Source organism: Bifidobacterium sp. UTCIF-39 (genome assembly GCF_006408715.1).
GTDB lineage: Bacteria > Actinomycetota > Actinomycetes > Actinomycetales > Bifidobacteriaceae > Galliscardovia > Galliscardovia tissieri.
On the sequence record NZ_JEOG01000028.1, the window covers coordinates 1 to 14,609 of the forward strand.

The following is a 14,609-nucleotide window of genomic DNA, read 5'->3' on the forward strand; positions in this document are numbered from 1 at the left end:
ATGGCGGATTCTTTGTCACGACGCTCCAACTTGCCATTGACGAGGACAAACCTAACGTCGTTGCCATTCAAATCCACGAAAACGCGCTTCTTCTTGGGGAAGTTTCGTATGTCCTGAATTCGTAAGTACCCACCTGCAGAGTCGGCGACAATTTCGTAACGTCCACGTGGATCTACGAAATGCACCTTGACACCGGATTTCTTCATCTGAGCACCGGGAGTGAATCTTGCAATCACTTCATTGATATCAACTTCCTGCCAATTCTGTTTGTACAGTGCGGTTCTCGTACGCCCACGAGCGAATGCATAAGCCAAGACGCTGTCGCCACCAAGAAGTCGTCGTGCGGCTTCCGCTCGCTGCTCTGCCGCAGCAGACGAATACGATGATTTGACGTCCATGCCTATGCCTCCTTTCTGAGTTGCGAAGCAGCATATGAACGTTTGCGATACTCCCGGAAGTGGGAGTAGGGAGTGTCGAATTCGTTAAGGATCTGCTCGTATCGCTCCGGCAGCGGACCGTAGATAAACAAGCGCTTCGGCATGGTGATAAGCAGTTTCGTACGCAACATGAGTTCACCATATTGAGCCTCTTCCTTGCCGCCGCGCGAACATCCGAGAGTACCGACTGCAAACGTGGATCCCTGTGGATATACACGCAATGCGGAGATTGTGGACTGATCGCCTATACGCCAGTTCGGAACGATTTGCACACCGTGCAGACCGAGCCAAATGGTGGCCATCATACTAAGGATGATGTTGAACCGCTGAAGTTCAGGGTCCATACCAATGCGGGGGCTGAGATCGAAGCCAGTAACCCCGAGGAATTCCCGGTATGCAGGCAGGTCACTTTCAAGGTGAAACAGCCTACGGTACAGAAGCTCGTCATCCATGAACATGACGACGACTGTATTCTCGGGGGACTCCGCTCTGCGACGATTCTTCCAATCAATCATGTCAGCGATATCATTTGTACCGCAGTCCAGCATGATATGTTCCGGAAACACGGGGTATCCGTCTTTAGTGAACTTGATACCGGACGCCAGGAGTTCTCCACAAAGGTGAGCGAAGAGCTCAAAGAGCGTAAATCTGGTCATTTCTTCCTTTCCCTGAAAGAAAAGTAACAAATGTTAACAATTCGCTTCAGGAGAGGAAGATAACGTGAGATAATGTGCTTTGCAGGTGACACATCATCTTTAGTCATCTTCCAGCGCGACGGATTATTGGCGTAATTCGTCGCGCTTTCCTTTAGCGTACAGAAATGCAGTGGACTAATCCGCTGCCGTACTTCTCCTTTCTATCGGGGTCCAAGTAGTGAGGTCAAAGATCAGCGCATTGTCTTCCGGGTAATATCTACCACCGACTTTTCTCCCTTTGTCCTCCAAGTCCCATCCAGTTATCGTCTGGATGGAGTCCTTAAGGTCAGTATTGTTCCAACGAACTCCCGCTCGAGCCGATCGTCCATCTCGCAAGAACGGACGCGCCCCTTGCGCCTTTTCATCACAGGGCGTCAAAGCCAGCTTGAGGTTTGTTTTGTCAACAAGGACTACAACGAATGCAGGGGAACACAGCTTCTCAACAACCGTCTTATTGAAGTTGATCCCGTCCTTCGTGACCGACATGGTCGGCACACCTGTCACATAAGGCAACACTTCAAATGAATCCAGTAACCCCATTTTCAACTCCCTTGACTGCGTACCCCCTACCTCTGATGATTGTACACCACTTTCACCTAATTGCCATCCAGATATGTGGATGGTTCGCGTTTTCTGCTTCTTCCCAATCGATTTTTCTCCATAAGGCAATGAAGGATGGCGCAGATTTGACGAATACAGCTCTAGTGATATTCGGCAAAAAACAAGCATTGGTTAGCAGTAGTTGAATAGACTTCGCCAAGTAGAGCTAAACGACAATTCAACACAAAGACCTTATGCGGGCATTTAACTCTGAATGGAATCAGGTCACTAGGGGGGGGCATGATACTTCGATCGCCAATCGCCATGTAGAAGCAAGAGAAATGGCAAATACAGACCAAATGACGTCTACCACATACGCATTCATATATCTTATCGGCATTCAGCCATTTGGCAGACAACAGAATAACCAAAGAGCTCCTTTGAGCTCACAGACTCAACTACTCGTCAGCGAACCACCTACCAAGAAAAGATAAAGATATAGCCCCCTTATGGACACTTCTAAGCCTCACAACGTCCGTAACCCACTACGAATCGCCGGAACCGTCATGTCCAGCCCGTATTTTCGTATACGCCTACGCCGTAGCCCAGAAACGGACGAGCGCGCGGGCGACAAGTTCAACGCTTCGCCGTTCGGACGTGGCACATTCAAACATCTTGGCCGGCAGACTTACGCCCGCCCTAATTCTCGACATCGCCCTTGTCCTCAAACGTAGACGAGCCTTTTGCCATTGCGGCTAATGCAAAGTTACCGTGGAATCAAGCAACATACGTTGCCCAATTCCACAATCCACAACGAGGTGAATAATGGACACAACCCGTTCTTGAGCGATCACAACACCAATAGCCGTACTGCTAACGCTCGCAATGACCGCCGTACTTCTCATTCTCCCCTCATCCGCGAGCGCGACAACAACCGAAATTAAAACCATCCCTGCAACCATGCGAGGAATGGATGCCTATCTCAGCAGAGAAACCAACGGGACTATCACACTGGATGCGGCCGCAGCTAAACAGGAAGGCTATTCCTCAGAAGCTATCAACCACGTCACCGACAACTTGTCTGAGATGAACGAAATGATTGCTCACGGAGCAACCAGCGACGACTCTTTCACTGTCACGGCATTCAGCAAGATTTCTCGAGCTGGAGGGCAATCCAAAGTCGTACGGCATTGGACCGGACTGACTGAAATATATCTCAATTCCTCGGAAGCGGAAGAGCTCGCCAAAAAATATGACGTCGCTGCTGATGCAGCAGGATATCTCAGTGGTTTTCTGTTCAAGTGGTCAGTTCCCGCCGCTGGAGCACTTGCCGCCTCGGCCATTTACTACACTAGCGCAGCTCAAATCCGCGCCTACAATAAGGGCAAGGGCGTCATTATTTGCATGATGCCCAATACCGAGACCGGCGGCTATATCACTTGGGTAACGTCCCAATGAACATCCCCTGTGTTGTTGGCGAGGTACTGTTCTCGTCAACAACGCACAGCATCAAGGAGGATCCATGCAGCTCCGACTGTCGTCCGTAGCCAAAGCGATCGGCTTTGTCTTCATAATCTGCGGGATGATGAGCCAACGTTCATCCGCACGTCTTTCAACGCCACTCCTGTGCATGGGAGCCGTAACAATGCTATTCGGATTCCTTTGGGAGAATCTCCACGACCAGCAGCGCTCGGTTCCCGCACGCTGGGCGGATGGCATACTTGCATTGGCGTGGATCTCGGCGCTGCTAATCCACACGATATTCGGGTTCCCGTTCTGCTGGATCATTGCAGCATGCGCAATCCTCCTTCAGATCACGCTACGGCACATTTTGCAGACGAAACAAGACGGCAAATAGCCTCTACCTGCCGCACTACACACCGTACGCCGCGCCACACCGTCGACGGCAGTCAGGCAAATACGGGCCGAACAAGACGAAATCCCGAATTCGTAGTGGGTTACGGACGCTATACGACTCCAAAACGTCCGTAACCCACTACGAATCGCCGGAACCGTCATGTTCAGCCCGTATTTTCGTATACGCCTACGCCGCAGCCCAGAAACAGACGAGCGCGCGGGCGAAGTCCTCGGGCTGATCGTCCTGGGCAAGGTGGGCGGCATCCTCGAACACCACCGGCGTGATGCCGAGCGCGGTCGCCTCGGCATCATAGACATCGTTCGGCCAGACGTCGTCGTTTCTGCCATACATGATGTTGATCGGCACACCATGTTTCACGTGAAACATATTGAGTTCCTCGGTCACGTCATCGAACTTCGTCATGAAATCGGCGACCGACGCCAGATGGTACTTTGATGACGCATGCATGCACTGACGGAACAATTCCGCCAGACGATCGGCCTGCGGCTCATCGCGGAGCTTGGGACGGTACGCCCAGTACATCGACATCGAGCCAAGAAGACGGATCAGGAACGGCCCCGCCTTGATCACCGGCGACAACTTCACCGGAACCGCGCCCGAATCGAACACCGTCAGCGAGCGCAGCAACTCCGGCCGCCGCAACGCCACACGCCGAGCCACCACTCCCCCGAAACTGTGCCCCACCAGATCGATCGGGCGATCCGCTGCGCCCAGACGCTCCAGAACCTCGCATCCGTCGGCCACGAAATCGTCCAGCTCATAGGCGTGACGGTCGTTCGGCGCTGCGGAATCGGCCTGACCGCGTTGGGAATATGCGACGATGGCAACGTCGTGGGGATCGAAGTCGGGACGGGTGGCAGGCGGTGCCGGGAATGGAGACGGTGACGATGACGCATCACCCAGCGACGCCTCATAACCACTACGCAGTTCCCGCCACAGATACGGGAAGAACGGGATGAAATCCTCCTTGGAACCGGTGTATCCCGGAATGAACACGGCCACGCGCTTCGCCGTATCGAGATTGCGCGACGTCATCGCCGTGAGCTGCCCCACCGAGCAGTCGATGCCGAACGTACGCATGAATCCGGGCGTATCGAACGGACCGAACTGCGGCACCCGCGGAAACCGGAATCCATCGACCATGACGCACCTCCTGATGCTTTCCACCATACGGTGTATCACAGTTGAGGGCATCATCACAGTCCGTTTCGGCGGCACCCTATCGCAAGTTGCGCCGAGAGGATCACGGCCGCACGTGTAGACCTGATCGTTCACGCCGCCGGTTTCCGGGTCCGGCGTATACGGACCGGTGCGATTCTCGGAATCCCGCTCGTAATCATCCTTCGTATACGTCTTGTCGAGCAGGCCGTTATCGATCAGACATTGGATCGTCGCCGACGTCAGATCGCGCGCATCCGGATTACGTAGCGCTTCGAAATAGACGTTATAGACGTCGGTGAATCCTTGATTCGTATCGCATTTTCTCGTCACGTCTTCGGTCTCGCTCTCGGCATTGGCATCGCGGGGGATCACGGTCGCCGTCAGATCATCGTCATAGAGAATGTCGTATCCCGCGGCCGCATAGCAGTCCATCTGCTGACGTTGCAGATCGTTCATCTCCTGCGCCGTGATGACACCGTCCTTCATGATGTCGGCGATCATGGCGGAATGCGTGCGCACGGTGCCAGATGCGATGCCGAATTCGGCTGCGATGCGCTCTTGACTCTTGCCCTCGGCGCAGGCTTGCAGTACGCGCAATTCCATGGGGGACAATGCGTCCACGCCGTGCGGAGGCTCTTCGCGCAATCGGCGATGGGCCTGTGCGGCCGGTTCAAACTCAGCACCGCACTGCGGTGGACCCACACCGGTAGCGAGCACGCGACCAAGAGTGTCAAAGAGCGTGCGCATCGATTCCTTGCCGACCAGACCCTGGGCTCCAGCTGCGCTCGCCTTGCGTGCGTAACTGTCCAGCGGAAATGAGGTGATGCCCAGTAGACGGATGCGGTCATTGCGGCGACGGATTTCGCGGCACACGCGGATTCCGGACATGCCGGACAGCGACATATCGACGAGCAGCACGTCGGGAGACGTGGCGGGGGCTAGGGCGGGGGCGATGGCCTCGCGCCCGTCTGACGTACTCCAGATGACCGTCACGCCGCGAAAACGTTGGGACAGCAGTTCGGACAACGCATGAAGCGTGATGGCGTCATTGTCGACGATGGCCATGCGAATGGTGGGCGTGGGTGCGAGTTCAGGGAATCTGCCGCCGCGAGGATTGGCATCGGTGGCCGCGACACTGGCATCGGGAATGGTCATGGTCACAATCCGGCCTCCTCTCATCCGCTCGTCTGATGTTCATATCTTACGTATGCGCGTATCTCCCGCTCGGTAGGTTGATTGGAAGGGATGCAAACATCTAACCACGTTTCGCTAGGTAGTCGTTTGCGAGCCTATGAGCAAAAACAGCCCACAAACATGAGTTTCGGGCGATGGCTCTTTTCCAGCCTGCCTAGTGAAGGGCGGTTAGACCTCTGCAGGAGGCGAATACAACCTAGCGAACGACAGATAGCCCTGGATCGGCACCGATGCCGTGCCCGAACGTCACACCTCGACAACTCGAATACCAGCTCCCCAAAGCCGACCGGCACAAGCCGCAAGCAAGGTTAGCTCGCCGCTCACGGCCGGAGCAACCCCATCTCTCGTTCGGTAATTGTGCTAGACCTGAAAGGGACAGTGTGCCGTCCTCTGTCGAAGTCTGATGGGGGACTGGCAGCGAGCTACACAGGGCAGAGAAGCAGACGAGGAAGACACACGCACCAGCAAGTTTGGGAAAGGCGAACCAGCATGACGAACGGCGAGGAAGCAATCATCAGTCCAGTGACGGACGGAGGTATGGAGAGCACCGTCAATCCCACAACTCAGGCCGGACCGACCGGCCAGACCGACCCGGCAGCCGACCAAACCGACACAACCGCCATCACACCCGGGGTCACCACCATGCACGCATGGCAAATGCGGGAGAAGCCCGGGCCGATCGAGAACGATCCGCTGGAATGGATCGAGAAACCCATCCCCTCGCCCGGCCCCGGTCAGGCGCTGATCCGCGTGCTCGCCTGCGGCGTGTGCCGTACCGACCTGCATGTGTCCGAAGGTGATCTGACGGCGCATCTGCCGCATGTGACGCCTGGCCATGAGGTGGTGGGTGAGGTCGTGGCGTTGGGTGCCGATCAGGGCATCGACATCAACGGCCAGCATACGCAGCTTCACGTAGGCGAGCGCGTGGGCGTGGCGTGGCTGCGTCACACGTGCGGCGAATGCGAGTTCTGCGTGGCCGGCAAGGAGAATCTGTGTCGGCATTCGCTGTACAACGGATGGGATGCGCACGGCGGATATGCGGAATACATGGTGGCTCCGGACGACTACGTGTATTCGCTGGAGGGGCTGTTGGGCGGCGAATCCACGGATGGCAGGACGGCTGCCGGCGGGACCGCATACGACAAACCGTCCTACACGTTGGAGACCGTGGCTCCATTGATGTGCGCGGGCATCATCGGCTACCGCGCATTGAAGCGCACCGGGCTGCTCGACGGCGTTTCATTCGCCGACATCGAATCCGGGCAGGCGCGTGAGCGCATCGCCGAGATCGTGGGGCATCGTCCGGCACTGGGGCTCTACGGCTTCGGCGGTTCGGCGCATATCACCGCGCAGGTGGCGCTGGCGCTTGGTATGCGCGTGCATGTGCTGACGCGCGGGCGTGATGCGCAGCGTCTGGCATTGAACCTTGGCTGCGCATCGGCGAACGATGCGTATGACCAGCCGGATGAGCCGCTGGATGCGGCGATCATCTTCGCGCCCGTCGGCGCGATCGTGCCGCCGGCGCTGGAGGCTCTTCGTCCCGGTGGCGTGCTCAGTCTGGCCGGCATCCATATGAGCGATGTGCCGCCGCTCAACTACGAGCAGCATCTGTTCCACGAGAAGGAGATCCGCTCGGTGGAGTCGAACACGCGGCAGGATGGGCGTGAGTTCCTCGCGTTCGCCGCCACGCATCAGATCAAGATCGATGCACACCCGTACCCGCTGGACCAGGCACAGCAGGCGCTCAAGGATCTCAAGGCAGGTGCATTCACCGGCGCAGCGGTGCTGATGCCCGTGTGATCACCAGAAAAATCGCACAACTGCAATGTAGCGATTTTGGACCCTGGCAATTCCAAGGGTCACAACTCTGTACATTGCAGTTGTGTGATTTTTCTGGGCGGCAATCACCTACCGAAGATCACAAACAAATATTCTCAGGCCATAAACAATCAGAAAATGACCGTGGAGATGGCGGTGAGGGACGCCAGAGAGAACAATGTGCTGACCAGTACGAGTCCCACCGCGTATTCCGGCATGTTTTTGGAGCGTCCGGCGAACATGGCGACGGTGGTCATGGTGGGCAGGCCGGAAATGAGCGACATCATCTGGATCATTTCGTGCGTGATCGGTAACGGCGTCATGGCGGCGAGCGCGGTCATGGCGAAGTAGAAGCCAATGGGGAATGCCAGCATCTTGACAACGAGACCCACATAGAGTTCGTAGCGTTTGAACACGCCCCACCATTTGGTGAGCGCGAACAGACCGCCGAGATAGAACAGCGACAGCGGTGTAGCCATCTGGCCGATGGTGTGCAACGGGGTGAGTACCATGGGCGGCACCTGCCAGTCGGCGATGATGATTACCAACGCGATAAGGATGCCCGCAATGGCCGGGTTGGCGAATCGGCGCAACAGCGCGAGGACCGGCGACGCGTGCGGCGACGGATGCGAACCGGAACCAGTTGCGGCCACGGGGTTTGCTGAGCCGGAGGTTCCCGCGGCTCCCGCGCCCGCAGTAGCGGCCGCCGCAGATGCCGCAGCCGCAGACTCCGCAGCCGCCCCAGCGCCCGCTCCCCCGCGCCCACGCTCCTTCACCGGCTCGCACAGCCACACACCGTACGTCCACAGCAACGCCTGATCGACGATAGACATGAGCACGATGAACAGCGCACCATGCTTGGGAAACAGTGCCAACACCAGCGGAATGCCGATGAATCCGGCGTTGCCGAAGATGAATCCCGCCTGGAACAGATGACTGCGACTGCCACGCAGGCGAATCGCCCATGCCACCACGGCAAACACGGCCATAAGCGATGCATACATGATCGCCGTGAGGAGCATGATCCCCCAATTGCCAACCAGCTCGGCGCGCGTGGTGCCGTCCACCGCGTTGCTGAACACCAGCAACGGGATGAGCACGCGCGTGAGCAGCATGCACATGCCGTCGAGCGTCTTCATGCCATAGAACCGCAGCCGCACGCATCCGTAGCCGATCATCATCATGATGAAGAAGCCGACGATCTGGCCGACCACGATCTCGAATTGCGACATGCTCCCCTCCTATTCCCGCGTATTCCCGCACTTTCCCGTGCATTCACGCGCTTTCCCGCGTATTCCTTTGGCACACCCCGAGCACCGGATGCCCACACGCCAACGGGCTCCCCTTGCGAGGGAGCCCGTGTCGATTCCGCGGTGATTCCGCGGTCAAATCCCGAGTCTGTTCTACTTGCGGGAGGAGACCTCCTCAGCCGCCCGGCGGGACCGATCCACCTTATTCATTGCGGTCTTGAGGTCCCGGTCCTCCAGATGCTGACGCCACTGGCAGAATCCGCCGAACACGATCAGCCACACGAGCGCAGCGATGGCCGAACCGCGCGTGTCCCCGGAGATGAACAGCGTGGCGAACACGAACACGAAGAACGCGATCGCGAGCGTATTGGTGAACTTGTAGACGGGCATCACATAGCCGTCGGCCATGAAATCACCGCTCACACGGTATCGGCGATGGGCCACCATCGTGAGCACGTAGATGAAGATGATCACGGCCGACGACGCGGACGAGAACAGCACGAACGCGCTCGACATCGACGGGATCGCGTTGATGATCGGCGACAGCAGAATCATCGCACCGGACACGAGGATCGCACGCGCCGGCACGTGGCGCTTGGACACCACACCAAGTCGCTGCATGGCGGGCGACGGCGAATCCTGCGCCAGCTGGTAGAGGTGGCGTCCGGCCGAGTAGAGCAGCGAGTTGAGTGCCGACGACGCGGCCGTGATCACCACGAAGAACACGAGCGCGGCGGCCCAGTCAAGACCGGCGTATTTGAACACCATGATGAACGGGGATGCGAACGAACCGTCCGAATTCGGCTGGAAGTTGCGCCACGGCACGATCACCATGATCGCCACGAGCGCGCCCACGTAGAAGATCAGCACGCGCAGGATGATCTCGTTGATCGCCTTGGGCAGCACCTTGCGCGGATTCTCGGTCTCGGACACGGTCACGCCGATGAACTCGATCATCTGGTAGGCGAAGAACACCATCTGGAAGCTCATGAGCAGGGCGAGCCATCCGTTGGGCGCGAGCGAAAATCCGTCGGTGATATTGGACAGGCTCACCTGACCGGCGGGACTGATGTGGTCGGAACCGGTGATCTGCACGGCCGGGTAATGGTAGCCGATCACCAGCATGACCACGGCGGTGGCGATCATGCCGCAGATCAGCGTGATCTTGATCATGGAGAACCAGAACTCGGCTTCTCCGAACACGTTCACCGCGATCAGGTTGATGCCCGACAGCGCCACGAGGAAGCACAGCTCGATCAGCCATTTCCATCCGGACAGGTCGATGCCGAACGTGTCGAAGAACGTGACGAAGTATGTGGACACGGCCGTGATCTCACTCATGCCGATCAGCACGAGCACGATCCAGTATGTCCAGCCGGCGAAGTGCCCCCAGCCACGGCCCAGATAACGGGTGATGAAGTTGATGAACGTGTGCTGGCTCGGATCGCGGTACATCATTTCGCCGATGGCGCGCATGAGCAGGAACATGATGATGCCCACGGCGATATAGACGAATATGATGCTTGGACCGGTGAGCGAGATCGATTTTCCCGAACCGAGGAACAGACCGGTTCCGATGGTTCCTCCAATGGCGATGAACTGCACATGGCGGTTTTTCAAACCGCGATTCATCTGATTTTCCGCGTCAAGTTCCTCGACGTCCTGCATACAACTCCTCATTTCCCGCCATCTCTGCGGTATCCGCAGCACGCTCCCGGCGCGACGCGATGGCTCGCAATACGGCAATTGCTTTAGATTACAAAACCGACGGGAACTTTATGTAACGGAATCGATGAATGTGGACGCCGGGAACGGATGAGGACGAGGACGCCGATGATGCGCGAACGGCACAAGGACAAGGTCACGCGCCGGGGAGGATTGCGGAGTCCTCGGAACCGGCGGAGCCCACGGGTTCCGCGGAACCTGCAGGCCTTGCGGTGCTGCCGCGCACCTCGAGCGTGTACGGATCCTCGGGAACGGCACCGACCGTTTCGCCATCGATCATGGCGAGCAGCAGACGTCCGGCCTTCTTGCCGATGGAACGAACGTCACGGTGCAACGCGGTGAGTGGCGGAACGGAGGAGCGGCATGCGGCGGAGTCGTCCCAGGAAATGAGGGAGATGTCGTCCGGCACGGCAAGACCGCAGTTCTGCACCGCATCGAGTCCGCCCAGAGCTTGGGAATCGCCATCGTAGACGATGGCGGTGGGACGGTCGGCGAAGCCGAGGAACATGATGGTCAGGCGCGCGCCGTCCTCGCGGGAGTATTCGCCGTGCAGACAGTCGCAGCGCATGCCGAGTTTGGCACACTCGTCCATGGTGGCGCTGTCGCGGATGAGCGTATGCATGTATTGCTCGGGGCCGGCCACGCGAGCGATGTGCGTGTGGCCGAGTTCGTGCAGGTGACGAACCACGGTGCGGGCGCCGTCGGCATCGGTGCTATATAAGGTGGGCAGACCGCGCGTGGTCTGCTCCTGCGCAAGGAAGAGCACAGGAACGTTCGGATGGCTGCGGAACAGATCGAGTCGCGGATCGTCGAATTCCACGCCCAGAACCATGTGGGCGTCCACGCGGCCGGATTCGATCCAGTCGCGGTGGATGCGGCATGCGGCGGACGCTCCCCCGGTGGTCATACGCAACGTAATCGAATAGTCGACGGATTCGAGCACACTGCTCAGACCGGCCAGACATTCCATGTTGTAGTTGCCGGAAGCGAATTCGTCGGTGTCGTGCATGAGCAGAACCACGCCGATCGATCGCGTACGCGAATCGGACAGCGATTTCGCCGCACTGTTGGGACGCCATCCCATGCTTTCGGCAACACTGAGCACTTTGGCGCGGGTTTTCTCGGAGACGCCTTTCTTGCCGTTCAACGCGTACGACACCGCGCTCGTCGACACTCCTGCGGCCTTGGCCACATCGGCGATGGTGATCGTGGATTTTGACGCGCCCATCTCAGTCCCTGCCATTCAACTTAACCAGTACAGTCGTACGCAATACTAACATCGGCCGGGGTGAGACGGGCGCGCCATCGATTATGGTTACGTGTTGTCACACATAGTGACGGCAATCAGTCAGTTACGGCGTCGCGCGTAACGCAGTCCGAAACCGATACCGGCGGCCGCGAGAGCAACGAGTACGAGTCCGACCACTGCGGAGCCGGTGCGCACCAGACCTGTGAAGGGACGTTTGGCGCTGTCTGCAACAGTAGCGGGGGCGGGCGTCGGCGTTCCGGAAGGATGCGGGTCGGCCGACGGCGACGACGTGGCGCCCGGTTCGGGCACGTTGCCGTTGCCGCCTTCACCGTCGTTGTCGCCGTTGTCGCCGTTGTCGCCGTTGCCATCGTCGTCACCGGAATCAGGCTCACCAGCGCTCCAGTGGATCGAATCGATCACAATCGTGCCGGTACGGTGACGGGTGGCACCGTTCGGCAACGGTTCGAGGTCCTGATCGCCGTCGTTGAGATACAGCGAAAACGCGCTCACCGATGCGAGCTTGGCGGAGTCGAGCACAGCACCCTTGTTTGCAGTGTCCCACGGTGCGGTGGTGAAGTCTGCCAGTGGGATGCTGACCATGCCGGAGCGCTGCTGCTCCAGCAACGGGTAGGCTTCGAACGTCACGCCGCCGGCCTGCAGCTGCACTACGAACTTGTGGGCGGAACCATCGGATTCGAGGTACAGATTGAGATGATCGTATGCCGACCAGTCACGGGTGGCTCCGAGCACGAGCGATGCGCCCATGTAGCCGGGGGCCTTGTCGAAGTCGTAGTCGATTTTCAGCGCGTTAGCACCGGTGGCTCCCGCCTTGATCGCGGCTTCGTCATTGGCACGCAGTGCGATGGCCGAGGAGCTCGCATTCGCCACGGAGTAGGAGGCACGCAGTTCGGCGTCATCCACGTAGGCGTCGTAGTTGTCGACCACGTCGGCGGCTTGTTCTGGTCGGGCGCCGAGCACCACTACGGTCTGATCAGTCAACGTACCGGCGGCGGTTTCTACGGTGAGATGCAACGTGGCCTTCTCGTTGGCGAGGAGTTCGGACGGCACCTGCCAGGTGCCAGTCATGTAGAGTCCTCCGTTCGCACCGTCGGCGGTGAGTTCATGCCGGTCGGCGTCATCGTTGACGGTGAACCACGCCTTACCGGCAGTGGTTCCCTCGACACGCGCATATACGGTCAGGGCACCGTCCTCTTCACGGGATCCTTCCGTGGGCGCGACAATACGGGCCGCTGCGACACGCGAGGCGGCCGTATAGGTGCCGGAATAGTCGGCGATGCGGCCGGATGCCAAAGCGATCGCCGGATCAGCGGCGTACTTCGTATAGTCGTCGCCGAGCGCGGTACCCTTGCGCGGGATGTAGGTGGCGTAGGACGAGCCGCTGCCGCCGAAATCGGCCCATGTCATCATGTAGGCGATGTGCCGCGCATTCTGGTCGGCGGTGATGCCGTTCAGCAGTCGGGTGAACCACTGCGTGTCGGTGTCGTTGCCGTCTTCGGCGATCATCTTGTTGGATCCCCGCCCGAATTCGGTCATGGCGACGGGCTTGCCCTTCTGTTCACCCAGCTTGGCGATGGCAGCGAGGTCTTTCACCACGTTGCCCACCCATTCGCTGGAATCGTTCACGTCGCCGCTGTCGTAGGCGTCGTAGCCGAGTACATCCACGTAGTCATCACCGGGGTATGTTTCCAGATAGGTGCCCAGATCGCCGCCGAACGTGCCGTTGGGCGAATAGGAGAACAGCAGGTTGTGCACACCCTTGACCTGGGTGAGGTAGTCGACGATGTACCGATACAGTTCCCTGTATTCGTCGCTGGTGGCGTGCGTGGCACCCCACCAGAACCATGCGCCGTTGTTCTCGTGAAGCGGACGGTAGACGATTGGAATGAGTGTGCCGTCGTCGCGTTTCGCTCCGTTGGCGAGGTCGGCGATGCGATCGAGGTAGTCGTTGATGGCGGCTTGGCTGTCGCCGCCGGGCAGCAGCCGGTCCACGGCTTTGGTGGTGTCGTTGAATGAGCCGCCTGACACCGGGTTGTACCAGTGCGCGGAGAGTGTCGTCATCGCCCCGAGGCTGTCAGCTTGACGGATCTTGCCGTCAAGAATGGCGATGTTGTTGGTCTGGCAGGTGATGTCGCACGAATCATTCTCCCTGATGCCGGGTCCTTCGTAGCCGTAGATCGACAGGGTGTCCATTCCCCAAACAGATGGGTATTTTCCTGTGAGCGCGTAGATATCGGAGCCGGTGCCCTGATTTTCCTCGTCGGTGGATACCGCGTAATCATTGGCGTGCTGTTGACCAGTCATGATCGTGTCGGCGTCGCGCAGTTTGGCGAACAGTGTCTTGGTTTCCGCAGTGGCGTCACGGTCCACGATGGCCACCGTGCCAGCGTGATCCGCAGTTGCCGCGATTGCCGAGTCAGCCGTCGTCATGGCATATGCACCTCCAGTCATCACCATACCGAGACACGTGCACACTCCGGCAATACGCCGCCAGAGTCCGCGTCCTTCAACTCCCTTATGTATATGCATTTGATCCATTGTCATCAACGATGATTTTCCTTCCTAGCGGCTTGCTGCACTGCATTACTGAACCGCTTAATCATCATTGTATGCGCACCAAACATCCCCGTTTATGGACCTGAT

Annotated in this window: 11 protein-coding genes; 3 read left to right on the plus strand and 8 right to left on the minus strand. The window is 58.5% G+C overall.

All coding sequences use genetic code 11. The annotated features are described in order from the left end of the window. From EP30_RS09850 to EP30_RS09860, 3 genes are all read right to left on the minus strand, one after another. Positions 1 to 398, minus strand: a 398-nt coding sequence (locus EP30_RS09850) for a hypothetical protein (protein ID WP_140558331.1), incomplete at its 3' end; no start/stop codon positions are given. Positions 399 to 400: 2 nt separating this feature from the next. Beyond that, the gene (locus EP30_RS09855) at positions 401 to 1,093 is read right to left on the minus strand and encodes a DUF4417 domain-containing protein (RefSeq protein ID WP_140558333.1); all 693 of its coding nucleotides are present in this window, start codon (positions 1,091 to 1,093) and stop codon (positions 401 to 403) included. A 174-nt stretch (positions 1,094 to 1,267) separates the two neighbouring features. Continuing rightward, entirely contained in the window at positions 1,268 to 1,672 is a 405-nt protein-coding gene (locus EP30_RS09860) for a hypothetical protein (protein ID WP_094664058.1), read from the minus strand. An 885-nt stretch (positions 1,673 to 2,557) separates the two neighbouring features. On the opposite strand from EP30_RS09860, the gene EP30_RS09865 reads away from it, so the two are divergent. Together EP30_RS09865 and EP30_RS09870 are read left to right on the plus strand one after the other, a co-directional pair. Further along, positions 2,558 to 3,130 carry a hypothetical protein gene (locus EP30_RS09865; protein ID WP_140558335.1) on the plus strand — a complete coding sequence of 191 codons (573 nt, stop codon included), beginning with the start codon at positions 2,558 to 2,560 and terminating at the stop codon, positions 3,128 to 3,130. 64 nt (positions 3,131 to 3,194) lie between these two features. Next, a complete protein-coding gene (locus tag EP30_RS09870; protein ID WP_094664060.1) occupies positions 3,195 to 3,530 on the plus strand; it encodes a hypothetical protein in 336 nt (111 codons plus the stop codon). A gap of 186 nt (positions 3,531 to 3,716) precedes the next feature. Here the strand turns inward: EP30_RS09870 and EP30_RS09875 are convergent, their stop codons facing one another. Further along, positions 3,717 to 5,867 (minus strand): alpha/beta fold hydrolase, encoded by a 2,151-nt coding sequence (locus tag EP30_RS09875; RefSeq protein ID WP_181160873.1) that lies wholly within the window; start codon positions 5,865 to 5,867, stop codon positions 3,717 to 3,719. Positions 5,868 to 6,395: 528 nt separating this feature from the next. On the opposite strand from EP30_RS09875, the gene EP30_RS09880 reads away from it, so the two are divergent. Continuing rightward, positions 6,396 to 7,706, plus strand: coding sequence for a zinc-dependent alcohol dehydrogenase family protein (locus EP30_RS09880; RefSeq protein WP_219846823.1), 1,311 nt, complete (start codon positions 6,396 to 6,398; stop codon positions 7,704 to 7,706). Positions 7,707 to 7,855: 149 nt separating this feature from the next. On the opposite strand, the gene EP30_RS09885 is transcribed toward EP30_RS09880, so the two are convergent. The 4 genes from EP30_RS09885 to EP30_RS09900 all read right to left on the minus strand — a co-directional run bounded on the left by EP30_RS09885 (position 7,856) and on the right by EP30_RS09900 (position 14,396). Beyond that, positions 7,856 to 8,956, minus strand: coding sequence for an AEC family transporter (locus EP30_RS09885; RefSeq protein WP_140558340.1), 1,101 nt, complete (start codon positions 8,954 to 8,956; stop codon positions 7,856 to 7,858). A gap of 171 nt (positions 8,957 to 9,127) precedes the next feature. Continuing rightward, positions 9,128 to 10,642, minus strand: a complete 1,515-nt coding sequence (locus EP30_RS09890) for an amino acid permease (protein WP_375137757.1) — start codon at positions 10,640 to 10,642, stop codon at positions 9,128 to 9,130. Positions 10,643 to 10,835: 193 nt separating this feature from the next. Beyond that, positions 10,836 to 11,942 carry a LacI family DNA-binding transcriptional regulator gene (locus EP30_RS09895; RefSeq protein WP_258185472.1) on the minus strand — a complete coding sequence of 369 codons (1,107 nt, stop codon included), beginning with the start codon at positions 11,940 to 11,942 and terminating at the stop codon, positions 10,836 to 10,838. Positions 11,943 to 12,047: 105 nt separating this feature from the next. Further along, complete coding sequence (locus EP30_RS09900; RefSeq protein ID WP_181160874.1) at positions 12,048 to 14,396, minus strand: glycosyl hydrolase; 2,349 nt, start codon at positions 14,394 to 14,396, stop codon at positions 12,048 to 12,050. Positions 14,397 to 14,609: the final 213 nt, after the last annotated feature.